This is a genomic window from Serratia sp. EWG9 (genome assembly GCF_019913725.1).
Classification (GTDB): domain Bacteria; phylum Pseudomonadota; class Gammaproteobacteria; order Enterobacterales; family Enterobacteriaceae; genus Serratia; species Serratia ureilytica.
On the sequence record NZ_JADNRO010000005.1, the window covers coordinates 194,506 to 219,660 of the forward strand.

The following is a 25,155-nucleotide window of genomic DNA, read 5'->3' on the forward strand; positions in this document are numbered from 1 at the left end:
TCCCTTCAAGAGGTTATAAGTGTCTTTATAACCTCGCTTTATCTAAAGCGCCTAGTCTTACGGCGCCGAAATACCTGATAAAAACCGGCTATTATGAATATATTAATTGTTAATACATTATATGCACCATTCAAGGTTGGCGGCGCGGAAGTGTCTGTGCAACTTTTGGCGGAAGAGCTGGTTTCAAAAGGCGATAGAGTTCGCGTAGTTTGTTTACACGATGAAAAGTTCAGAAAGCAGACGAAAATAAATGGCGTTGAGGTGGTTTATTTACCGCTAAAAAATCTGTACTGGCCTTTCAGTAATGAGCAAAAAGGGAAGTTGTCAAAAGTCGTCTGGCATTTGGTTGACAATTTCAATCCAATGATGGGAAAGGCTTTCTCCAGAGAGTTGGATGATTTTAATCCCGATGTGGTACATACCAATAACATCAGTGGCTTTTCTGTTGCGATTTGGGGCTGTGTCAAAAAAAGGAATATAAAACTCGTCCATACGGCTCGTGACTATTATCTCTTTCACCATAACTGTACGCTGTTTCAACATGGGGAAAATATGGATGTAGCTTCTGCAGCGGTTCAGTTGACATCTATGGTGAAAAAACGAAAAAGCAAGAATGTCGATAGGTTTGTCGGCATCAGCAAGTACATCTCTGCATTGCATCAAGATAACGGCTTTGCCATTAATGCCCGACATAGTCACATCTACAATCCGATAAAAAAAAGTCATGTTGCCGACCAATCGTCGTCGATTATCCGGATTGGCTTTATTGGCCGTTTGACTGCAGATAAAGGGTTCAAGGCGTTCTGCGCCAAAGCGTTGGAAATGACGATACCGGGTGAGGTGGAGTTTTACGCTGCCGGGCGTTTTTCCTCCTCGGATGAAGGCCGCGCCTTGCAACTCAGGGCGGAGGAGGCTGGCGTCCATCTGTTGGGGTTTGTGCCGGTAGAATCCTTCCTGGCTCAGATTGATATGGTTTATTTGCCTACACTCTGGAATGAACCGTTTGGCCGAGCAGTAGCGGAAACGGCTGCTGCCGGCAAGCACGTCTTCACTTCTTTCGCCGGTGGCGTTGCTGAAATCGCTGAACATTACCCCAATGTATATCAGCTGAGTGAATTTACGTTGGAAAAACTGCGAATCTTAAAAAATGAGCGCGTCGAGTTTGTTGATGTGAATCCCTTTGACGCCGGGCGGTTGGCTGCGGGTTATCAAGAGGTTTATAAGAGCTGATATGGGATTCTCATCGAAAAAATTCGCAGACTATTTTGTTATCACCTATCTGGTAGTAATTTCAATCAGTGGGGTTATCAATATCGTCGCTCACAATACGACGCGCCTGATACTGCTTTATAAAGATGTCTATTCATTGGCATTACCGGCATTTTTGCTGCTTTATCTGGCGGCCAATAAGAGTAGAACCGGCCCGGGTTTTAGAAGCTACCTACTGCTGTTTATTGGCATGGTTATGCTTTCCCTGTCATATGTTCTTATTTCTATTCTTAACAGCAATTTTAAAATTGGTAACGTCGTTACGCAATTCCGCTTCGAATTGTTTACCTATTCGTCGTTGCTGGTTGCCGCACTCTTGGTGTGTCTAGAGCCTGAACATCGCATGAAATTGCTGATGAGGCTGATTAAAGTTTACGTCATAGTCACCGTTGTCAATGCTATTTTCGCCATACTGGAAAGCGTGTTTTCAGGTTTGCTTTATGCGCTGACCGGGGTAAGTCCTGGATTGCAATTTACGCAAGTGGGAAAAGATAATGGGCTGATTTTACGTACCGCAAGCGGATTCTTTAGGGCGATAGGTCTTTTTAGTAGTCCTTTTACACTATCTGAGTTTTTATTCTTCGGTCTCATATTAAGTCCATTTGTTAGTAAGAAAAATCGCTTGAGATATATATTGATTGTCTCGGCCGGTATTGTCTGTTCCACATCGAAAACAGCTATAATTATGGCCGGTATTTATTTTGGCTATCTGTTTGTTCGTCGATTCCTATCGTTGAAAGCCAGTTTAGCCAGTGTGGTGCTTGTATGCGTGGCATTGTCATCATTCTTCTACGCAACCATGACGGACATGGGGATCTATAAATCTATCTATTCAAGCGATAATAATTATGCAGAGCAAAGTATTCTGGAAAGGATCTTACTGATTGAAGAAGTGAGAAATAGTGACACCTATTCAATTTTTACCGGAGCAGGTTACGGCGTTAACGGTAATGCCGCGGTCGGTGATGATGCTGCGCTGCCGTTGGACAGTATCTATATTTTCTTGCTTTCCAACTATGGCGGAGTGGGAATTTTCATCTTCTTACTTGCTGCGTCAATTATTTTGCTGAAACTGTATAATAAAGTCCGTTATGGACAGTTCTACACGGGCGTGTTCCTGTATTGGATGATTTCGCTATCTATCAACTTAGTTTATAACAACCCGATTACTAATTATCCAGGGTATGTTTTCTCGATTATTATTTCTGCTTTGCTTTTGTCATTTAGACAAGATGAGTTTTCTAAGATGGCTGATGCCCAAAGGCTCCAAGCGCAGACACGATAAGCTTGAATTGTATAGTGGCGTCGTCATAGAGGTATATATGATTGTTGTTAATGCACGATTTCTCACACAAGAGTTAACAGGGGTGCAGCGCTTTGCCGAACAGATTAGCCTGGCGCTACGGGAACTACGCGACGATATCGTTTTTGTTTCACCTGGTGACATAAAGAATACGAAGGCTGCTGAGTCGCTCAATGTAAAGGTGGTTGGACATCGAACCGGGCATCAATGGGAACAACGAGACCTGCCAAAATATCTGAAAGCCAATGGCAATCCATTGTTGATCAATTTAGGGAATACTGCGCCGCTGTGGTATAAGAATAAGGTCGTGACTCATCATGACGTGACTTATAAGAAATTCCCGCAGAGCTATTCTAGAAAGTTTCGGTTGATGTATAACCTGCTGATTCCCATCATGCTAAAAAACAGCCGTGCACTATTGACCGTTAGTGAATTTTCTAAAAAAGAAATTACGACGGCTTATGGTTACAATCCGAAAAATACCTTTGTGATCGCCAATGCCGTATCCGATCTTTTTTCTCGCAGAAGTGTCGAGAGTGCCAGCAATACTGATGAGCGTTTTCTGTTGGCGGTTTCTTCGCCTAACTATCATAAGAACTTTCATGGTTTACTGGCCGCTTTTTCTGCCGCATGTCAAAATACGGATGTTAAACTTAAGATTATCGGTGGAAAGAATAAGAATTTTTCAGGCATGGATTTCTCTGGCAATGATGAGAACGCCATGAAGAATGTTGAATTCTTAGGGCGAGTCACCGATGAAGAGTTGGTGGCGATTTACCAACGCGCTTTAGCGTTTGTTTTTCCTTCGTTCTATGAAGGCTTTGGTATTCCTCCATTGGAAGCCCAAGCTTGCGGATGTCCCGTCGTTTCGTCGAACCAGGCCTCCTTACCCGAAGTATTGGCGGATAGTGCCCTGTATTTTAACCCGTATAAGCATCAGGAAATGGTTGATGCACTGAATAGAATTATCAACGATGAATCGTTGCGCGAACAGCTCAAAGAGAAAGGGTACAACAACATCGGTCATTATTCCTGGCTTGAATCGGCCAAGAAGTTGGAAAATATTATCACTCAGTTGAGATAGCGCTAGGGTATTAGGCATTCGGTAATTGTAGAACGTTATTATGAAATTACGGATGCCTGGCATATCTGAAGAGACGTTGAGAAGATATCATTCAGCGATTCAGAAAAGCCGAATCATTAGTGAAGAGTATTCTTGTATTGGGATTTCAAATTTAAGGTGAGTTGGGGAGAGGTATGTCTGAACAGAAGTCGTTAAATGTCGGGGTCGTAGCCGATTGGTTGGTGACCTACGCAGGAGCTGAGCGCGTAATAAAAGAGTTTATTGACATATATCCCGATTCTACTCTCTATTCCGTGGTCGATTTTTTGTCGGATGCCGCTCGACAACAGATTCACAACAAGCATGCCACAACCACATTCATACAAAATCTACCGAAAGCCAAGACCAGCTATCAAAAGTATTTGCCTCTGATGCCGTTGGCTATTGAGCAGCTTGATGTCTCCTCTCATGATGTCGTGCTATCCAGCAGTCATGCTGTGGCCAAAGGCGTTCTGACTGGACCCGATCAGCTGCATATCAGCTATGTGCATTCGCCCATCCGTTATGCCTGGGATCTGCAGCATCAATACCTGCGCGAAGCTAACTTGATGAAGGGCATGAAAGGGCGGTTGGCTAAATGGTTGCTGCACAAAATTCGCATGTGGGACTATCGTACCGCTAATGGCGTTGACCATTTTATCGCTAATTCACAGTTTATTGCGCGTCGTATTAAGAAAGTGTATGGCCGTGAAGCCGACGTTATTTATCCACCTGTTGATGTGGATCGATTCTTACTTAATGAAAACAAGGATGATTTCTATTTTACGGCGTCGCGAATGGTCCCTTATAAGCGTATGGACTTGATCGTTGAAGCTTTCAGTGCGATGCCTGACAAGAAGCTGATCGTGATCGGCGACGGCTCGGAGATGGCGAAGATCAAAGCCAAAGCGGGCAAAAACGTTGAGATCTTGGGATACCAGAGCAATGAGGTATTGCAGGATCACATGTCCAGAGCCAAAGCGTTTGTTTTCGCTGCTGAAGAAGACTTCGGCATTACGCCGGTAGAGGCGCAGGCATGCGGAACACCCGTTATCACCTTCGGTAAAGGTGGCGCGTTGGAAACCGTGCGTCCGTTTGGCGTCAGCAATCCTACCGGGCTTTTCTTCTCGGAACAAACGGTCCCTTCGTTGGTCGCTGCCGTAGAGCAATTTGAGAAAATACAGGACCAAATCAGCCCTGTTGACTGTCGTACTCAAGCCTGCAAATTCTCTGCGGAACGTTTTCGCAGTGAGCTGACCGAATACATTAATGCCAAATGGCATGAGTTCAATACCGCGAAAACCATAAAATACTGATCGGTGAGATTTATTATGAGTAATATTTATCCTGTAATTATGGCTGGCGGTACCGGAAGCCGTTTATGGCCTCTCTCAAGAGAATTATTTCCGAAACAGTTTTTAGCGTTGTGCAGTGAATTTTCCATGTTGCAAACCACGGTCAACAGACTTGATGGGTTGGAGATATCAAACCCGCTGGTGATCTGCAATGAAGAGCACCGTTTTATTGTTGCAGAACAGCTGCGACAGATTACTCGTTTATCCCACAACATTATTTTGGAGCCGGTTGGGCGCAATACGGCACCGGCCATTGCACTGGCCGCGTTGCAGGCGACCGCAGGCGGCGAAGATCCCTTATTGCTGGTTTTGGCAGCAGATCATGTTATCCAGAATGAGGAAGCATTCCGTACGGCTGTATTGCAAGCGGTGCCTTATGCTGAAGCAGGAAAACTGGCGACCTTCGGGATTGTGCCGACCGGTCCGGAAACAGGGTATGGTTATATCCATAAAGGTGAAAGTATTGATGGGGCGCTTGCCTCTCGGGTGTCTCGCTTTGTTGAAAAACCGAATCTGTCGACGGCTAAAGAGTATCTTGCCAGCGGAGAATACTTATGGAACAGCGGGATGTTCCTGTTTAAAGCCAGCCGTTATCTCGAGGAGTTGAATAAATTTCGGCCGGATATTTTGGCTGCGTGTCGTCAGGCCTTGCTGCATACGGCGCCGGATCTGGATTTTGTCCGTGTCGATCGCGAAGCCTTTATTGTCTGCCCGGATGAGTCCATAGACTATGCGGTGATGGAGCAGACAGCGGATGCCATCGTGGTGCCGTTGGATGCGGGGTGGAGCGATGTCGGTTCCTGGTCGGCGCTTTGGGACATCAGTGCGAAAGATGCAAACGGCAACAGCACCTTTGGTGATGTGTTGCAGCATGATTGTTCAAATAACTATATTCGTGCCGAACATAAATTGGTCGCAACGGTAGGTGTAGATAACTTGGTTATCGTTGAAACCAAAGATGCTGTGTTGATCTCGAATAAAGATAAAGTGCAAGATGTTAAAGAGATCGTCAATCATCTGAAACGTGGACAGCGTTCGGAATGCAAGCAGCATCGTGAGGTCTACCGCCCATGGGGCAAGCATGACGCCATTGCGCAAGGCGAGCGTTTTCAGGTACGTAAGATAACGGTTAAACCTGGCGAGAAACTCTCATTGCAGATGCACCATCATCGTTCAGAGCATTGGGTGGTCGTTTCGGGTACCGCCAAAGTTATAAAAGGCGGTGAGACGAAGTTTGTAACTGAAAACGAATCTATTTATATTCCATTAGGTACTGAACACTCATTAGAGAACCCAGGAAAAATTGCATTGGATTTGATTGAAATTCAATCCGGCTCTTATTTGGGTGAAGACGATATTATTCGCATTGATGATAATGGAAAATACAAATAACGGTGATGTGTCTTAAGCGTGACATGTTTTCGTAAATTTTTTTGGTAAGGATTTTTAGATGACTCAAACTTTAACTTGTTTCAAAGCATACGACATTCGTGGCCGGTTAGGTGAGGAGTTAAATACGGATATTGCCTATCGTATCGGTCGGGCTTACGGTGAGTTTTTGCAACCACGCGAAGTTGTGGTTGGTGGCGATGTTCGTTTGACCAGTGAAGAGCTAAAATTGGCGCTGGCTGAAGGTTTGCGTGATGCCGGCGTTGACGTACTGGATATCGGGCTCAGCGGTACCGAGGAGATTTATTTCGCGACTTTCCATTTGGGTATTGATGGTGGCATTGAAGTGACCGCCAGCCACAATCCTATGGATTACAATGGCATGAAGCTGGTGAGAAGCCAGGCCAAACCGATCAGCGGTGATACCGGCTTACGCGATATTCAGCGATTGGCCGAAGGGAACGCGTTTGCCGAAGTGGATCCCTCTGCGCGTGGCAGCTACCGTAAGATTTCCGTAGAGGATGCCTATATTGAGCACCTGCTAGGCTATATCGATGTCAAAAATCTGAAGCCGCTTAAACTGGTGGTCAATTCCGGCAATGGTGCAGCAGGGCATGTGATCGATGCCATTGAAGCACGTTTCAAGCAACTGCAAGTTCCGGTCGAATTTATCAAGGTTCACCATCAGCCGGATGGTAATTTCCCTAACGGTATTCCTAATCCTCTGTTGCCTGAGTGTCGTGAAGATACGGCGCAAGCGGTTCGCGCGCATGGTGCCGATATGGGCATTGCGTTTGATGGCGACTTCGATCGTTGCTTCCTGTTTGACGAGAAGGGCGGCTTTATTGAAGGTTACTATATTGTTGGCCTTCTGGCTGCGGCGTTTCTGGAGAAAGAAACCGGTGCCAAAATCATTCACGATCCGCGCTTAAGCTGGAACACGATTGATGTGGTCAACGCCAGCGGTGGCGTGCCTGTCATGTCGAAAACCGGCCATGCCTTTATCAAGGAACGCATGCGTAAGGAAGATGCTGTCTATGGCGGTGAGATGAGTGCTCACCACTATTTCCGCGAGTTTTCTTATTGCGATAGCGGCATGATCCCATGGCTCTTGGTTGCCGAATTGCTTTGTCTGAAGAATATGTCCCTCGGACAATTGGTGGCCGATCGCATGGCTGCCTACCCGGCTTCCGGGGAGATTAACAGCCATCTGCAAGATCCTCAGGCATCGATTGATAAAGTCCTGGAATGCTATCGGTCTGATGCGCTGCTGTTCGATCACACCGATGGTATCAGTTTGGAGTTTTCTGACTGGCGATTCAACTTACGCAGCTCGAACACGGAGCCGGTGGTTCGCTTAAACGTTGAGTCGCGGGCGAATCCGTCATTGATGCAGCAGAAAACAGAGGAAATTCTTGCCTTGCTCCGCAGTTAAACTCTGCACTTACGCTATATTGGAAGTTCGGGGCTGTATTGCCCCGGCTTTAGGAATATAGGTACCAGAGAAAACTAACAAAAGGCATCTATACTATGCTAGCGAATAGGCCGTTATCTATGAATGGTTTCCGTCGTGGGAGTTTGCATACCAATGCGTCCCTGACATCAATGTTGCAACGATTTTCCGATATTTTTATCGTTTTTTGCGGGCTCTACTTATCCTGTCTGATTTCAGGAACGCGCTTCGCCATACAACACTGGGTTATGGTATTAACGTCGATTGTGATATTTCAAATGATCGGCGGCATTACGGATTTTTATCGTTCCTGGCGCGGTGTGCGAGCAGGGTTAGAGATTCGGCTTATTATCCAAAACTGGACGATAAGCTTGGTGATGACTTCGGGCGCTGTTGCATTTGTCAATGATTTTAATAATGAATATATAGTATATATTCAATGGTACTTATTTGTTTGCTGCGGTTTAGTCATTACACGCAGCACTATCCGTTTGATGCTGGGATATATGCGGAATTTAGGATTTAACACCCGTAATATCGCCATCATGGGATCGATGCCGGTTGGTCTTCGGCTCGCGGAAACGTTGAGTGATGCGCATTGGATGGGATTCCGGGTACTGGGTATCTATGATGACAGTGCAGAGCCATTGGATAGTGTGATCGAACGCCGTGGCGATTTAGCGCAACTAATTGAGGACGCTAAGTGTGGTCGAATTGATCGGATTTATATCGCGATGCCTATGGAGCAAGAAAAACTGATCAAGGATACGGTGACTGAACTTTCCGATACCACGTGTTCCGTGATGCTGATTCCAGACATATTCACCTTTAATATGTTGCAGTCGCGCTCGGAAGAAATTAACGGCGTATCCGTTGTCTCGTTGTTTGATACACCAATGAGTGGTATTAACCAGGTGATAAAGCGGGTGGAAGATATTGTTCTCTCCATTTTTATCCTGCTCTTTATTTCACCGGTACTGGTGTTGATTTCAGCCGCAGTGAAGTTTACTTCTCCTGGCCCGGTGATTTTCAAACAGCGCCGATACGGCATGGATGGCAAGGCGATTGAAGTGTGGAAGTTCCGCTCCATGAAGGTAATGGAGAATGGCGATAAAGTCGTTCAGGCGACAAAGGGCGATTCGCGGGTGACACCGGTGGGGGCATTTCTTCGCCGTACTTCACTCGATGAGCTGCCTCAATTTATCAATGTGCTGAAAGGCGACATGTCGATTGTAGGGCCACGCCCTCACGCCGTTGCGCATAATGAGCAGTATCGTAAGTTGATCAAGGGTTATATGCTGCGGCATAAAATGAAGCCTGGCATCACAGGTTGGGCCCAGATAAATGGCTGGCGGGGTGAAACCGACACGCTGGATAAAATGGAAAAGCGTGTTGAATTTGACCTTGACTACATTCGGAACTGGAGCGTTTGGTTGGATGTAAAGATTGTTTTCTTGACGATATTTAAAGGGTTCGTCAGTAAAACAGCCTATTAATTACTCTGATGGTAAATTGCCTCATCGGGCTTCCTGTTCAACAGGTTGCCCGGGGGCGTACAGGAGGTCGCGTTGAAAATCCAGCCTGGTACCACACGTAGCCCCGTAAACGGCTATGCGAAAATAGTAAAAGCATGCGCGGTTGCGGGCGCGTTATTGTTCGGTTCATACGGATACGCGAATGCGTTTGAGGTGGGTGTGAACGTACATTTACGTCACTACCCTAAACCGACAGACAACTATCTGTCGTTAATCAAGGAGTATGGCTTTACTTCTTTCCGAGCCGGCTATTTGTGGGGATTGGTAGAGCGAACACCTGGTACGATGAACGTCGCAGATCCGTTGACTAAGGAAGATGATGCTTATCAACACGGTCTCTCTCAGTATGGGTTGAATTCTTTACTCATTCTCGCCTACGGGAATACCGCCTATAACGCACCTGATTACCCCACAACGCCTGCGGCTATCGATGGATTTGCCAATTATGCATACTGGACCGCAAAGCGCTTTAAAGGAAAGGTAAAATATTACGAAGTTTGGAATGAGTGGACGGTGGGAACCGGTATGAGTAAAAAAACGGCCATTCCTCCGCCTGAAGTGTTTGCAGAGCTGGTTAGGAAGACATCCGCCGCCGTAAAACGCGCAGACCCTGATGCCATCGTTCTCGCCGGTTCGCTTAATCCTCTGGGGCCGGCGGGGCTCAGTTGGTTCGACCAATTGATGAAGCTAGGCATACTTAATGATATTGACGGTATCTCGTTGCATCCTTATTCCTACCGTTTGCCGGACTTAGCGTTAAGAACGCCAGAGGATAACCTCAACGCTATCGATAAATTTGAGCAAAGGGTGAAAGCCTTCGCCAAGAAAAGCGTCCCTGTTTACATTACAGAGATGGGGGTGCCGACTTACAATGGCCCCGGTGGATTAAGTGATGCTGCTGCGGCGCAATACGTTGTTAAGTATACGATGTTGGCTAAATCGCGACCGTATATCAAAGGTATTTGGTGGTATGATCTCATTGATGATGGTGACAACCCGGCAATCAATGAACATCGGTTTGGCTTGCTAAATCGACAGGAACAGCCAAAAGCTGCCGCATTGGCTTACGAAAAAATTGCCAAGGTAGCGCGCGATTTCACCGTAAGTGACTACAAAGCATCGTCTGACGGCGTGATAAGTATTGCGTTGAAGGGCAGCGGTAATCAGTATGCGATGCTCTATTGGCAAAAACCGCAAGTGGTGCAACCTTCAGCTCAGGCAAATGGTTTGAGATCATTAATCAGCAGCGCGCCAGTACAGAAGACGAAAGAGTCTGCCGCCCAACCGTTGATTGAGTTAAACAGCCAGAAAACTGTGTTGCAAGGAGATACTCCCGTGTTGATGTTATCCGATAAGCCTATCTCATCGCCGACGCGTTAATATTCTTTTTTACTATTTTGGGCTTTTATTTTTCCTGGATTATGACTGATAAATATTTTTCTCAACATCAGGTGGTTTCTATGCAAATAGATAAACAGGCGAAAACCACCGCTGACAATAAAACTCCTGTTCGTTTGGATTATGTAGACTCGATACGAGGAATTGCGGCGATAAGTGTAGTTATTGCCCATTTCCTGGTGCCGATTTACGGTTACGATAAGTATATTTTTTCCCATGTTTTTGATATCGGTAAAATAGGTGTCGTATTATTTTTTATTATCAGCGGGTTTATCATTCCCTTTAGTTTTCGTCGTGAAAACGGCGGTGTTCAAGCCTTCTTTATCTCGCGCTTTTTCAGGCTTTACCCTGGGTATTGGTTCTCGTTGTTTTTGTATCTTTTTGTTTCTTATTGCTTTGGTGAGCAGTTCCCCTTGCGGCAAATTTTGGCCAACATCACCATGTTTCAAACGGCTTTGCACGTGAAAGATATTGTCGGCGTATATTGGACGCTGTTTATTGAACTGGTCTTTTACATCATGTGTGTATTTGCCTTCATTCTGGGGTTACTCAACAAGGTAAGATTCAATTTTATTTCTGCGCTTGTCATGTTAGGTGTTGCTCTGGCGATGGGAGTTGCCAGGCATAAACTGGATGCTGCGTTTCCTGTCGCTCTGCCGCTTGCATTGTCACTCATGATGTTTGGCGGTTTATGGCGTTCATATTTGTTGGAAGGCGATCTATTCGCTAAAAAACAGGCGATTTACTATATCGCGATTTTTGCTTGTGTCATTCCGCTAGTCAGTTTCTATTCCTATGGTTCGGAGCCTGGGCATACGATGAGATATACTTTGACGTATTATTTCAGCATGCTGCTGTTCATCCTGTTGACAACGCGGCTCAAAATTCATAACAAATTCATGGTGCTCATGGGTGTTATTAGCTACTCTATTTATCTGATTCATCCTAGCCTATTGATTGTATTCGAACATCTGACAGCTAATCTCGACAATGGCACTCGCTATCTTTGGGGGAGCGTCGGGGCGACTTTAACTTTGCCGGTTTCATATTTGGTATACAAATATATCGAGTTGCCATCGATCCACTTTGGCAGAAGAGTTAAGTCCAGCTTGGTCAAAGCGATGCCTCTCTGAGCATGTTTGCTGCAATTACCTGATTCATTTCTACAGGTATTATCTATGGGCATCTTCATCACCATCGATGAAGATGCCTTTTTTTATGCCTGTTTCCCGCCTTCATCACCGCGCTCCAACTTTTCAATGTTCATGTAATGTACTTATTCTTCAATGAGATAGTTTTTATCTTTATATCACTTATGCCCCTATCCCCCATCCCTCCGCGGCGACTAACCGGCATTGCACGTCTGAAAAAATCCTCTCTATTTAGTATGGTTTTTCTCTGTCTAACTTAGGTTTGAGCCACCACTGAAGCGATCTTTATATGAAAATGGCAATATCATTGCCATTTTATTCGAAGTTTAAACAAATCATCTTATTAACCATCGCCTTACCGTTAGATGTGCTGCCTTTAATTGACATAACAATAATCTCATTGCGTTCCTTGACAGATCCGGTCATCAGATACTTTACTCAGTAAATAACTATGGGCGCGTTTAGGAGAGTTATTTAGCTGGAATTGATTTTATTGCTATTAATTTGATGTTGAGTTTACAGGCAAGACCAAACTTCTTTAAATTCAGCAGCTAAGCTTATGTTGCTGAACATCGAAAGTTGTGTGGAACGTTCTTTTTACCTTATCTCACTTAGATTAGGAGTTTTTTATGGCTTCTCTAGCATCTCAGCAGCAGGCGGCGGCGATCTACTATTCGGTTTTGGGACGTACTCCGTCTCTGACCGAGATCAACACCTATGGGCAGCAGCTCGAGGGTGGCACACAAACCGCAGCGCAACTGGCACAGTTCTTCATCAGCTCTTCCGGCGGGAATGCGCTCTATTCTGGGAAAACCGACTCGGAAATTCTGCAGATTATCTATACCCGTGAGTACGGCTCTGCCGCCACATCTCAACAACTGACTGATTTCCTGAATGGCAACACCCTGAGTTCGGCGGTTTCCAATGTCGTCAGCGGGTTGCTGAACTACAGCGGTAGCGACGCCACGATATTGGCTCAACAGACCGCATTCCAAAACACGGTTAACACGTTGCTATATCCTTCGACGGCCTCCGCTGCCTTAGGGCAAGGTGCATCGGATATTCAAGCTATTTTGCATGTTATCGGTTCGACCGTGACTGCCGATGCCGTCAACTATTTTGGCGCTAAAATCAATGCCGGGATGACGATCACTCAGGCTGCGGCCGCCAACATTGCGGGGCGTTCTTACCTGACTTCGCTGAGTGACGACGCATTTATCGCTCGTCTGTTCCAATTTGGTTACGAGCGTGCGCCATCCTCTGCCGAATCTGCCAGCTTCCTGTCATTGCTGCAGGGGGGCGCGACTCGTGCCGATCTGGTGGTTGATATTATCCAGGGATTGCGTGGCACCGTCGCGGCCGGCGATCTGACGGCGCAGCAACATTTCAATAGCGCTACGACCGTGTACCAACCAGGCCATCTCCCAGGATTGGCGTTCCAGGAACAAATCGCGGCTGTCTACCTGGGCGTTCCGGAACGCGGCGTTGATGCTTCCGGTTTAGACACCTGGAGCAAAGCGTTAGCCGCCGGCATGTCATATAACTCATTGATCGGTAACCTGGTTAGTTCTTCCGAGTTCCAACGTAAGGGCGGGCAGTTAACCGGCACTGATTTTATCCAGCATGTTTTCACCGCGGTGCACGGCGTTGCCGCCACGACGGCTCAACTGGCTATTTACAGCGCATTGGGCTCAGACAAAGGGATCATTACCCAAGCGATTATTAATGATCTGCGCTCTTCGACCGCGACGGATGCAGCAACCGTAACCCAACAGCATGCTTTCGAATTCGATATCGGCACCAGCTTGTTGTATAAAACTAGTGCCAACCTGTCTGTTACGGCGGGAGGCGGCAACGGCACCGGCACCGTCAATACCGGCGCCAGCCATGCGTTGAGCAATGCGGAGACCGCGGTGTTGACCAACGTGGTGTTGAACGCCAACGCCGCCAGCCTGGTCAACCTGAAGTTCGCCGATCACTTGGCCAACCTGACCATCAACGGCACCAGCGCGGCAACGGTGAACCTGTCTGACAACGGCGCCAGTTCTGGGGTTGCTGTCACCGTCAACAACGGCAATATCATTCTGAACACCGGTTCAGGTGCGGACAATGTGGTCGTTACTTCGACGGCAAATCTCGCGACCGGTACCGCGCAGTTTAACCTCGGCGCCGGCAACGACAGCCTGCACTGGGCGGGTAACGCCGTCGCCGGCGCGGCGAACACCGTCGCCAATACCGTCAAGGCTGACGGCGGCGCAGGGACGGACTCCATCTCCGCCAACTTCATCACCAAAACCGTGGTGACCAACCAGAACGCCCTGGGCGTTCGTACCAGCACCGTAACCAGTAACGCCAACAACTTCTCGAACTTCGAGCAGATTGATCTGACCGGCTATATCGGCAAGTCTGTCGGTACGCTGATTACGACACCGCTGGTTGGTTCACCGACTACCACTACCGTCACAACACCGACCAACACCTTCGACTTTGGCCTGACCAACGGCACGTCCACGGTGGAAGGCACCACGGGGGGCACTGTCACCCAGAACGCGGCGGCGACCAACCTGGGTGCGCAAGGGTTTGTGATCTCCGGCCTGGCTAACGTCAACGTCATCAACGCCGCCGGCGGCAACGCCGCGCAGCTGGAAGTGAAAGGGGACGCGACCTCCGCCAGTACGCTGAACTTCACCTTCGTGCAGAATGCTACCGATCACTTCAACATCAACTTTGATGCGGTGAGCTCTGCCAACGTGAATGCTGGCGCCATCAGCCTGAACAGCAGCAGCAGCGTTCTGTTGGGGACGGCATTGACGGCGGTGAACGTGGCTTCCGGCGGGACCGGTGCGTTCAGCAATATTCTGTCTCTGGCAGGCACCAACGCGCAGGTTCAGAATATCAACGTGACCGGCGACCATGCGTTGAACCTGACCGTGGGCGCGGGTTACAGCAACGTGCGCGACATCAATGCCTCTGCTAATACCGGTGGTTTGAACCTGGATTCAAGCCATGCGGGTACCGGTGACGGTATTATCGTGCAACTGCTGAAAGCCTTGCCGTTGAGTGCGGCTACCACGGCGCTGCTGACTCCGCTGCTGAACACGCTGGGTCTGAACGGTTACCAATTGACGGTGGAAGGGACGTCGACGACCGACAGCTTCAACGTGCTGGGTAACACCACGCTGACTGGCGGTAACGGAGCGAATACTTACGATCTGAAATCCAGTAACTCGCAGGCGGGGGTCACCATCACCGACTTCAGCACCGCGAAAGACAAGATCGTCGATGCCGCTTCCGGCCTGACCCTGTCCAACACCGGTACCGCGGTGGCGGATTACGGTACTCGCGCTTCAGATACGTTGGATGCGCTGTTAGGTTCGCTGGTTGGCGGTCTGACCACCGGCGTTGTCGGTCTGTTGGGTGGCATCCTGGGCCTGAGCAATCCTAACTCGCTGACGGCGAAGGTGGGCGTGGCCTCGGTGGTGTTCAGCGGGACAGGTAACAATGCTGACTCCTATGTGATTATTGACAATAACAATAACCACACGCTGGATGCCAACGATACGGTCATTTACCTGACTGGCCAGAACCACCAGCAATTGGTGGATACTCTGCACTACGCCTAAGGGTAAAGTTGCAATAACAAATAATTCCATATGGAACTATTTGGGGTTAAATAATGCGGGGGCGTAATCCCCCGCATGTTTTATTTTGTGAGCGGCGTCATTCTCTCTAAGTTATTCCATTTCGTTATCTTCCCTCCCTGCTTTTATTTTCTCATATCGCATTGTTTTGTTGGGCTTTTGTCAGGCGCGTTGACCGGCTTTTTTTTTATGACCCACCTTGCCGGTTTTCACTTTCTCTACCTATAGTTAACGAAAGTATCTGCAGTCTCGGGCATTTCTTTGGGGTGAGCCTTCTCGGGATAATTCTTTTTTAGGAATTTCTTTAGGGAGGGGGTCAATGCGGATTGGACTGACAGTGCACATGATGTAAGGGCAGAACGTGAATCAATTTATCCCGCGCAACGAAATTGCGGATGTTATACGTACACGCAGCAAAGTCTTCTGGACCGTTGGTATATTTACTGCGTTTATTAACCTGTTAATGCTGGTTCCTTCCATTTACATGCTCCAGGTTTACGACCGGGTGCTGCCTTCGCGCAATGAAATCACGCTGTTAATGCTGACGCTGATCATGCTGGGTATGTTCGGCATGATGTCCTTGCTGGAATACGTACGCAGCATGGTGGTGATCCGCATCGGCAGCCAGCTGGACATGCGCCTCAATACGCGCATTTATACGGCGGCTTACGAGGCGAATTTAAAGAACGGCTCGTCAGATGCCGGCCAGATGCTGAGCGATCTGACCAACGTGCGCCAATTCCTGACCGGTAGTGCGCTGTTTGCCTTCTTCGATGCGCCCTGGTTCCCGATCTATCTGCTGGTGATTTTCCTGTTTAACCCTTGGTTGGGGTTGTTCGCTCTGGTGGGCTCCTTGCTGTTGATCGCCCTGGCGGTGATCAACGAAGTGGTGTCGAAGAAGCCGCTGGCGGATGCCAGCCGGCTTTCAATCATGTCAGGCAATCTGGCCAGCACGAATTTGCGCAATGCCGAAGTGATCGAAGCACTGGGGATGCTGCCTAACCTGAAGGGACGCTGGTTCGGTTTACACCAGCGCTTCCTGAATAGTCAGCGTATCGCCAGCGAGCGGGCATCGCGGGTGACATCGATCACCAAGTTTGTGCGTTTGTCGCTCCAGTCGCTGGTTTTGGGGCTGGGGGGCTGGCTGGCGATCGATGGGCACATCACGCCGGGCATGATGATCGCCGGTTCCATCTTGATGGGGCGTACGCTGGCGCCGATTGAGCAAGTGATTAACGTATGGAAAAGCTGGAGCTCCGCCAAGCTGGCTTATCAGCGTCTGGTGCGCCTGCTGGAACAGCATCCGCCTCGCGGTACCGGCATGTCGCTGCCGCGTCCGGAAGGGGTGGTTTCCGTTGAAGGGGTGACCGCTACGCCGCCGGGCTCGAAGGGGAGCGCGGTATTGCATAACGTCAGTTTCGCCGTTCAGCCGGGAGACGTGTTGGGGATTATTGGGCCAAGCGCCTCCGGCAAATCGACGCTGGCGCGTCTATTGGTCGGCATCTGGCCGGTCAGTGAAGGCATTGTGCGACTGGACAATGCCGACATCTACCAGTGGAACAAGGACGAGTTGGGGCCCTATATCGGTTATCTGCCGCAGGATATTGAGCTGTTCGCCGGCAGCATCGCGGAGAACATCGCCCGCTTCAACGAGCTGGACTCGGAGAAAGTGATTGAGGCCGCCAAGTTGGCCGGCGTGCATGAGCTGATTCTGCGCTTTCCCAATGGCTATGATTCGGTGATCGGCAGCGGTGGCGCCGGGTTGTCCGGCGGCCAGAAACAGCGTATCGGTTTGGCACGTGCGCTGTATGGCGATCCGTCTCTTATCGTGCTGGATGAACCCAACTCCAATCTGGACGATGCCGGTGAACGGGCGTTGAACCAGGCCATTACGTTCCTTAAACAGCGCAATAAAACGGTGATCCTGATTACTCACCGCACCAATCTGCTGGCGATGACCAACAAGCTGTTGCTGCTGGTTAACGGGAATGTCAATGCGTTTGGCCCAACGCAGCAGGTATTGCAGGCCCTGGCGAATGCGCAAAAAGCGCAGGTGCCTCCGCAGGCGGTGCGTGCGGTGAACTCCGAGCCGGATGAAGGCGATATCCCTAAAACTCAAACTAATTAAGCCGTGAACTCGCCTGGCGGCGCCGTTGCGTCGCCGGCAGTCAAAGGAGTTGGTATGTCTACGCATATTGGCGAGCCGCATGACTCGTACTCAGAACAGATCCCGTTGGATGAGCGTCGTTATACCCGCCTGGGGTGGTTGGCGCTGGGAGTGGGAGTGTTCGGCTTCTTGGCCTGGGCGGCGTTTGCGCCTCTGGATAAAGGGGTGGCGTCGCCGGGCTCGGTAACCGTTTCCGGCAATCGTAAAACGGTGCAGGCTCCGGCCAGTGGCATCATCAAAAATATCGCGGTGAAAGACGGCGATAAGGTGAAAGCCGGCGAGGTGCTGGTGCAACTGAGCCAGGTGCAGGCGCAAGCGCAGGTCGATTCGCTGCGCGATCAGTACTACACCACCTTGGCTACCGAAGGGCGCCTGCTTGCTGAACGGGACGGGCTGGGCAATGTCACGTTTTCCCCGATCTTCGCCAAGATCAAGGATCAGCCGCGCGTCGCGGAGATTATTGCGCTGCAAACGCAGCTGTTCGCTTCCCGCCGCCAAGGGCTGCAAAGTGAAATAGACGGCTATAAGCAGTCGATGGACGGGATCCGCTTCCAGTTGAAAGGCCTGCAGGATTCGCGTGCCAATAAACAGATCCAGCTTTCCAGTTTGCGTGAACAGATGAACAGCATGAAGCAGTTGGCCGCGGACGGATACCTGCCGCGCAACCGCTACCTGGAAATTCAACGCCAGTTCGCCGAGGTGAACAGCAGTATCGACGAAACCGTCGGGCGGATTGGCCAATTGCAAAAGCAACTGCAGGAATCTCAGCAACGCATCGATCAGCGCTTTGCTGATTATCAGCGCGAGGTCAGAACGCAGCTGGCGCAAACCCAAATGGACGCCAGCGAGTTCCGCAACAAGCTGCAAATGGCCGATTTCGATCTGGGCAACACCGCCATCACCTCACCGGTGGACGGCACCGTGGTCGGATTGAATATCTTCACTCAGGGGGGCGTCGTGGGAGCGGGTGACCACCTGATGGACGTTGTGCCCAGCCAGGCGACTTTGGTGGTGGATTCTCGCCTCAAAGTCGACCTGATCGATAAGGTGTACAACGGGTTGCCGGTGGATCTGATGTTTACCGCCTTCAACCAAAACAAAACCCCGAAAATTCCGGGAACGGTCACGTTGGTTTCCGCCGACCGTCTGGTCGACAAAACCAATGGCGAACCCTACTACCAGATGCAGGTCACGGTCTCGCCGGAGGGCATGAAAATGCTCAGTGGCGAGGACATCAAGCCGGGGATGCCGGTGGAGGTGTTCGTGAAAACGGGGTCGCGCTCGCTGCTGAGCTATCTGTTTAAACCTATTTTGGATCGCGCTCATACTTCATTAACCGAGGAATAATTTTGATTCATTCAAAACGACAGGCTGCCGGTCTGGTTATCGGCACCCTTTTGTTTGCGATGTCTGCGCCGGTTTATTCGATAGGGATTTTAGACGCATATTCGCTGGCATTAGAAAAGGACCCGACTTTTCGGGCGGCTATAAAAGAGAAAGAAGCGGGAGATGAAAACGAAAATATCGGCAGGGCGGGGCTGCTGCCGAAGGTATCGCTGAATTACCAGAATTCGCCGCGTAACTGGCAAACCCAGAAATATCCACAAAGCGACTTCTTTGGCAACATTACGGAAGCGACGCGGCGCCAGCAGTACCGCAGCTACTCCAGCTCGGTGACGCTGACGCAGCCGCTGTTCGATTATGAGGCCTATGCGCGTTATAAAGGCGGCGTGGCGCAGACGATGATGTCGGATGAGCGCTATCGCGGCAAACTGCTCGATCTGGCGGTGAGGGTGATCAGCGCGTATGTCGAAGTGGCCTATGCCAAAGATCAAATCGCCTTGGCCGAGGCGCAGAAAGCAGCCTATAAAGAACAGTTGGCGTTGAACGATCGTCTGATGAGCGCGGGTGAGGGGACCCTGACCGACGTCTCCGAAACGCAGGCGCGCTACAGCCTGGCAGAGGCGCAGGTGATAGAAGCGCGCGACGCGCTGGACGCTGCGCAGCGTGAGCTGGAGGTGATCATCGGCGTGCCGTTGAATCAATTGGATGAGCTGCAGAGCTTACGGCCAGGGCAATTCAAGGTGGCGCCGCTGATCCCGTCGAAGTTTGAAGAGTGGCAAAAGATCGCCCTGGAAAACAACCCAGTGCTGGCCGCCTCGCGCCATGGCGTCGATGCGGCGAAATACGAAGTGGAGAGAAACCGCGCCGGCTTTATGCCGAACGTGCAACTTTACGCTTCGCATTCGGAAAACGACTCCAGCAGCGATAACACGGTTAACCAGAAATATCGTACCGACAGCATCGGCGTGCAGGTGAGCCTGCCGATTTACTCCGGCGGCGGCGTGGCGGCCTCCACCCGGCAGGCCGCGGCGCGCTACGGCCAGGCGATGGCCGAAATGGACACGCAAGTCGGCACGACGCTGAACGATCTGCGCAAGCAGTTCAATCTGTGCATCAGCAGTCGTGCCAAACTGGCGGCCTACGAATTGGCGGTGAAGTCGGCGACTACGCAGGTGACGGCGACCCGGCAGAGCGTGTTGGCGGGGCAGCGTGTCAACGTCGATGTGCTCAACGCCGAACAGCAGCTCTACAGCGCCCAGCGTGACTTGGCCTCCGCCAAATACACCTATATCAAGTCTTGGATTACCTTGTTGAGCGATTCCGGCACCTTGGACGAGAAGGATGTGCTGCGCGTCGCGCAGTATTTTGCCCGTAATCGCTAGAGGTTCTTCCACTATAAGCATTAATCTGAAAGAGCAGCGTTAAGCTGCTCTTTTTCAATTTCATGCGTGTATTTCTCAGGTTGCGTTTACTTGTTTTTTATTTGATTCATAAAGAATGTCTGCTTGGGCTTGGGCTTGGGCTTGGGCTTGGAATGCGGTCATGCTCCTGAGAGGGTATCGAATTCTGCCGAAAGATAACGAGAAGCCACCCAAGCGCGATGCCACGTTCACCCCCAGGAAAAGGTGATGCTGCAGTTAACCCTTCATCGCTCAAGAGGCGCACATACCGTTTTCTCTTCATGCGTGAACCATTGAGCTGTATTATGCGCTTTGTCATCAATGGATGGTTTGCGTGAACGTCTCATGAAACAAACGGTCTTCTTATAGAACGAGTAACTATGCTTCGATGCTATCGAAGCGTAAGGGGTTGATATGGCAATTTTAGTTACCGGTGGCGCTGGTTACATCGGATCGCACACCGTGCTATCGCTTCTGGAGCGTGGCGAGGACGTTGTGGTGCTGGATAATTTGTCCAACTCGTCTGCGGAGTCATTGCAGCGCGTGGAGAAACTGACGGGGAAAGCCGCGGTGTTTTATCAAGGCGATGTTCAGGATGCTGAATGCCTGCATCGTATCTTCGGCGCGCATGATATCACTGCCGTGATCCACTTCGCCGGCCTCAAGGCTGTTGGAGAGTCAACGCGCAAACCGCTTGAGTATTATCAGAATAACGTCACCGGCACGCTGGTACTGTTGGATGCTATGCGCCGTGCCGGCGTACATGATTTCATCTTCAGTTCCTCCGCCACTGTCTATGGCGCCAATTCGCCGGTGCCTTATGTTGAAACGACACCGATCGGCGGCACGACCAGCCCTTATGGCACGTCTAAGCTGATGGTGGAGCAGATCCTGCAGGATTTCGCTAAGGCTGAACCGCAGTTTTCGATTATTGCCTTGCGTTACTTCAACCCGGTCGGCGCTCATGAATCGGGTTTGATCGGCGAAGATCCTAACGGTATTCCCAATAACCTGCTGCCTTATATTTCGCAGGTGGCTATCGGCAAACTGGAGAAGTTGGGTATTTTCGGTGGTGACTATCCAACAAAAGACGGCACGGGCGAGCGCGACTATATTCACGTTATGGACTTGGCCGACGGTCATCTCAAAGCGATGGATCATCTGGCGAAGATCAGCGGATTTAAGGCTTATAACCTGGGGGCCGGTGTAGGGCACTCGGTGTTGGCGATGGTTCAGGCATTTGAAAAAGCTTCCGGCGTAACGATCCCTTACCAAATCTTGCCTCGCCGCGACGGCGATCTGCCTGCTTTCTGGGCGAACGCGGATCTGGCATATCAAGAGCTAGGATGGAAAGTACGTCGGAATATTGATGACATGATGCGCGACACTTGGAACTGGCAGAAGAAAAATCCGCAAGGGTATAAGTAAGAAAACTGATATAAAGTTAAGCAACGAAAAAGCCCACATCTCGATGTGGGCTTTTTCGTTGTTGGTCATGAAGATACCGGGGAGTACTTTTCTTGTAATTAATAATCATTCTCAATTAACCGGTGTTTTTATTAGCGTGCTTATTAAATTTTGCTTTTTTTGGCCACTCTTACCCTGCGGTAGCAAAAACGGCACCTGGCGTCAGGAGGTTTTTAGGACAAGTTTGAAAGCATGAATGGTTTATTTTTTATTGTTATTCAGTGTGTTAGGGTTTTTCTTGGTGGCTGGCGGTTACTGCATAGACAAATGACGTTTTGTCTATGTGGCGTTAATGTATTAACTTCCCACATGGGTGTATAATTCAGCCCGAAGAAAATAGCGGTCTCTTGGTTGCATAACCGAGGACGGCGATAACGTCGAAATGTTATCGCGATAATTTTGACATGTTGCATTAATGAAACTGAAGTCGTTGGGAGCCCCCACAGATATGCTGAAAGCTGTCATTCCCGTTGCCGGTCTTGGTACCCGCATGTTACCGGCCACTAAGGCGATTCCTAAGGAAATGCTACCGGTTGTCGACAAACCTCTTATCCAATACATCGTAAATGAATGCGTCGCCGCCGGTATTAAAGAGATTATTCTGGTTACGCACTCGTCAAAAAATGCTATTGAAAACCATTTTGACACCTCGTTTGAATTGGAAAGCATGCTGGAGTCACGCGTTAAGCGCCAACTGCTGGAAGAAGTTCAGTCTATCTGTCCGAAAGGCGTAACCCTGATGCATGTGCGGCAGGGGCAATCCAAAGGGTTGGGCCATGCGGTACTCTGTGCCAGACCTCTGATCGGTGATGCGCCGTTTGCCGTGTTGCTGCCGGATGTGCTGATGGACGACATCGCCTCTGATCTGACGAAAGATAACCTCGCCAGCATGATCGCTGAATTTGAAGCGCACGGTCGCAGCCAGATCATGGTAGAACCTGTGCCAGAAAAAGACGTGTCCAAATACGGCGTGGTTGATTGTCGCGGCGTGGCCGTGGCGCCAGGCCAAAGCGTACCGATGCATGCGATCGTCGAAAAACCTTCCCAAGAAGAGGCACCTTCAAATTTGGCTGTCGTTGGCCGCTATGTTTTGGCTGCTGATATCTGGCCGCTGCTGGAAAAAACGCCTTATGGCGCTGGCGGTGAGATCCAGCTTACCGATGCTATCGCCATGCTGATGGAGCAAAAACCGGTTGAGGCTTTCGCGATGGTTGGGCGTTCGCATGACTGCGGTGATAAATTAGGTTATATGAAGGCCTTTGTTGAGTATGGTCTTCGTCATCCGACGCAGGGTGAAGCATTTTCTGAGTGGTTAAAGGGGATGTTGCAGGCTTAAGCGTCTGCTATACCTGACGAATCCAGCCGATTCCTAAAGTAAAATGAATTGGCTGGATGTAGCTTGAGGGCAGGTTACACGCGCTCATCGCGCTGTGTAGCTAACTGGGTGCAGGAAGTTTTCCCGGTTATGAAGTAAAATCAACAGGTTGTTTTAAGTGTGCTCTGGTTGCCACAACGCCAGGGGCGGTAGCGTGGCTGCGATTAATTCAGCAACACATTCTACCCGTCATGCCATCTGGCTACGCTGGACCTGAAGACGTACGGCCATGTTTCATCTGTCAGGGAATTTCAATCTTAAATCGAGTTTTTATATGAAGTATAGCTTAGGTTATCTGTGGGATTTGGCTTCGGTCATCACAGAGAAAGAATTAAAAGTAAGATATAAAAGCAGCTTCTTTGGCTATTTATGGTCAATCGCAAATCCATTACTCTTTGCTATGATCTATTATTTTATTTTTAAATTGGTCATGCGGGTTCAAATACCAAACTATACCATTTTCATTATTACAGGTCTGTTCCCTTGGCAGTGGTTTGCAAGTTCTACGTCGAACTCTTTGCATTCCTTTATTGCTAATGCGCAAATTATAAAAAAAACCGTATTTCCGCGTTCGGTCATTCCTTTTAGTAATGTCCTGATGGAATGCCTGCATTTCCTTTGCACCATTCCGGTTATTATTGTTTTTCTCTATGTCTATGACATGCGTCCATCGATTGACTGGCTTTGGGGGGTTCCGCTTATCGGCATTGCGCAGATGATGATGACCTTCGGGATCGCGATGATGTTATCGACGCTGAACCTTTTCTTCCGCGATCTGGAACGTTTCATCACGCTGGGCATCATGCTGATGTTCTACTGCACGCCGATTTTGTACTCCGGCGATATGATTCCTGAGCAATATCGCTTCCTGATTGATTTTAACCCACTGGCTAACATGATACTGAGTTGGCGTGATCTTTTTATGAATGGCGTAATTGATTATCATCAAATAGGCATGCTCTACGGATATGCGTTGCTGTTCATTATCATTGGTGTCAGCATTTTCAATAAGTTGAAGTACAGATTTGCAGAGATATTATAATGAGCGTAGCAATAGAATTTAAAAACGTCACTAAGCGCTATCCATTATACCATCATATTGGATCTGGCATTAAAGAGCTGATTTTTAACCCGCGTCGGGCACTAAGCTTACTGAGCGGTCGTAGTTATCTGGCGATAGAGGATATCAGCTTCCAGGTGCAAAAAGGCGAGTCGGTTGCACTTATTGGCCGCAATGGTGCGGGGAAGAGTACGTCGCTTGGTTTGGTCGCCGGTGTGATGAAACCATCATCCGGTTCGGTTCATGTAGTTGGCCGGGTGGCTTCGATGCTGGAGTTAGGCGGTGGATTTCACCCCGAGCTGACTGGCCGTGAGAATATTCGACTGAATGCGACGCTGTTGGGCCTTCGTCGTAAGGAGTTAAAGCAGCGTTTGGATAAAATCATCGAGTTTTCCGAGCTAGGTGAATTTATTGACGAGCCCATCCGAGTTTACTCCAGCGGTATGTTAGCGAAGCTGGGTTTCTCTGTTATTACGCAGGTTGATCCGGACATTCTCATCATTGACGAGGTGTTGGCAGTGGGTGATATTGCCTTCCAACGTAAATGCATTAATACGATCAATGAGTTTAAAAGAAAAGGCGTGACAATTCTTTTTGTTAGTCATAATTTAGAGGATGTGGAAAAAATCTGTGACAAGGTTATTTGGATCGAGAACCACAAAATGAAAAGTATCGGTGACGCACACTCTATTATATCTCAATATAGAGCAGCTATGGCCTGAGTTTACTTTTTTATTATTAGGTGG

17 protein-coding genes are annotated in these 25,155 nt (G+C 49.2%); all 17 read left to right on the plus strand.

Annotated elements, in window-relative coordinates:
* Positions 1-93 precede the first annotated feature (93 nt).
* The 17 genes from ITX55_RS13680 (at position 94) to ITX55_RS13760 (ending at position 25,131) form a co-directional block, all read left to right on the plus strand.
* The gene (locus ITX55_RS13680) at positions 94-1,230 is read left to right on the plus strand and encodes a glycosyltransferase family 4 protein (RefSeq protein WP_147880303.1); all 1,137 of its coding nucleotides are present in this window, start codon (positions 94-96) and stop codon (positions 1,228-1,230) included.
* A 1-nt stretch (position 1,231) separates the two neighbouring features.
* Positions 1,232-2,554: a hypothetical protein gene (locus ITX55_RS13685; protein ID WP_033650609.1), complete on the plus strand. Its 1,323-nt coding sequence runs from the start codon at positions 1,232-1,234 to the stop codon at positions 2,552-2,554.
* Positions 2,555-2,591: 37 nt separating this feature from the next.
* Positions 2,592-3,656, plus strand: coding sequence for a glycosyltransferase family 1 protein (locus ITX55_RS13690; RefSeq protein WP_033650762.1), 1,065 nt, complete (start codon positions 2,592-2,594; stop codon positions 3,654-3,656).
* A gap of 173 nt (positions 3,657-3,829) precedes the next feature.
* Entirely contained in the window at positions 3,830-4,990 is a 1,161-nt protein-coding gene (locus ITX55_RS13695) for a glycosyltransferase family 4 protein (protein ID WP_033650610.1), read from the plus strand.
* 15 nt (positions 4,991-5,005) lie between these two features.
* Positions 5,006-6,421: a mannose-1-phosphate guanylyltransferase/mannose-6-phosphate isomerase gene (locus tag ITX55_RS13700; protein WP_042785671.1), complete on the plus strand. Its 1,416-nt coding sequence runs from the start codon at positions 5,006-5,008 to the stop codon at positions 6,419-6,421.
* Between the two features lie 58 nt (positions 6,422-6,479).
* Positions 6,480-7,853 (plus strand): phosphomannomutase CpsG, encoded by a 1,374-nt coding sequence (gene cpsG, locus ITX55_RS13705; protein WP_042784047.1) that lies wholly within the window; start codon positions 6,480-6,482, stop codon positions 7,851-7,853.
* A 119-nt stretch (positions 7,854-7,972) separates the two neighbouring features.
* Positions 7,973-9,367: an undecaprenyl-phosphate glucose phosphotransferase gene (gene wcaJ / locus ITX55_RS13710; protein ID WP_072628010.1), complete on the plus strand. Its 1,395-nt coding sequence runs from the start codon at positions 7,973-7,975 to the stop codon at positions 9,365-9,367.
* A 72-nt stretch (positions 9,368-9,439) separates the two neighbouring features.
* Positions 9,440-10,786 carry a cellulase family glycosylhydrolase gene (locus ITX55_RS13715; protein ID WP_223524052.1) on the plus strand — a complete coding sequence of 449 codons (1,347 nt, stop codon included), beginning with the start codon at positions 9,440-9,442 and terminating at the stop codon, positions 10,784-10,786.
* Positions 10,787-10,866: 80 nt separating this feature from the next.
* The gene (locus ITX55_RS13720) at positions 10,867-11,937 is read left to right on the plus strand and encodes an acyltransferase (RefSeq protein WP_232096706.1); all 1,071 of its coding nucleotides are present in this window, start codon (positions 10,867-10,869) and stop codon (positions 11,935-11,937) included.
* 647 nt (positions 11,938-12,584) lie between these two features.
* Positions 12,585-15,578 (plus strand): DUF4214 domain-containing protein, encoded by a 2,994-nt coding sequence (locus ITX55_RS13725; protein ID WP_072628005.1) that lies wholly within the window; start codon positions 12,585-12,587, stop codon positions 15,576-15,578.
* Positions 15,579-15,957: 379 nt separating this feature from the next.
* On the plus strand, positions 15,958-17,724 hold the full coding sequence (locus tag ITX55_RS13730) for a type I secretion system permease/ATPase (protein WP_033650615.1): 1,767 nt from the start codon (positions 15,958-15,960) through the stop codon (positions 17,722-17,724).
* Between the two features lie 54 nt (positions 17,725-17,778).
* A complete protein-coding gene (locus tag ITX55_RS13735; protein ID WP_042784051.1) occupies positions 17,779-19,110 on the plus strand; it encodes an HlyD family type I secretion periplasmic adaptor subunit in 1,332 nt (443 codons plus the stop codon).
* A 2-nt stretch (positions 19,111-19,112) separates the two neighbouring features.
* Positions 19,113-20,489: a TolC family outer membrane protein gene (locus ITX55_RS13740; RefSeq protein ID WP_033650617.1), complete on the plus strand. Its 1,377-nt coding sequence runs from the start codon at positions 19,113-19,115 to the stop codon at positions 20,487-20,489.
* Between the two features lie 432 nt (positions 20,490-20,921).
* On the plus strand, positions 20,922-21,935 hold the full coding sequence (galE, locus tag ITX55_RS13745) for a UDP-glucose 4-epimerase GalE (protein WP_033650618.1): 1,014 nt from the start codon (positions 20,922-20,924) through the stop codon (positions 21,933-21,935).
* Between the two features lie 487 nt (positions 21,936-22,422).
* On the plus strand, positions 22,423-23,310 hold the full coding sequence (galU, locus tag ITX55_RS13750; protein WP_033650619.1) for a UTP--glucose-1-phosphate uridylyltransferase GalU: 888 nt from the start codon (positions 22,423-22,425) through the stop codon (positions 23,308-23,310).
* A gap of 313 nt (positions 23,311-23,623) precedes the next feature.
* Positions 23,624-24,391 (plus strand): ABC transporter permease, encoded by a 768-nt coding sequence (locus ITX55_RS13755; RefSeq protein ID WP_072628003.1) that lies wholly within the window; start codon positions 23,624-23,626, stop codon positions 24,389-24,391.
* The gene (locus tag ITX55_RS13760) at positions 24,391-25,131 is read left to right on the plus strand and encodes an ABC transporter ATP-binding protein (RefSeq protein WP_072628001.1); all 741 of its coding nucleotides are present in this window, start codon (positions 24,391-24,393) and stop codon (positions 25,129-25,131) included. Before ITX55_RS13755 ends, ITX55_RS13760 begins: the two co-directional genes overlap by 1 nt.
* Positions 25,132-25,155 lie beyond the last annotated feature (24 nt).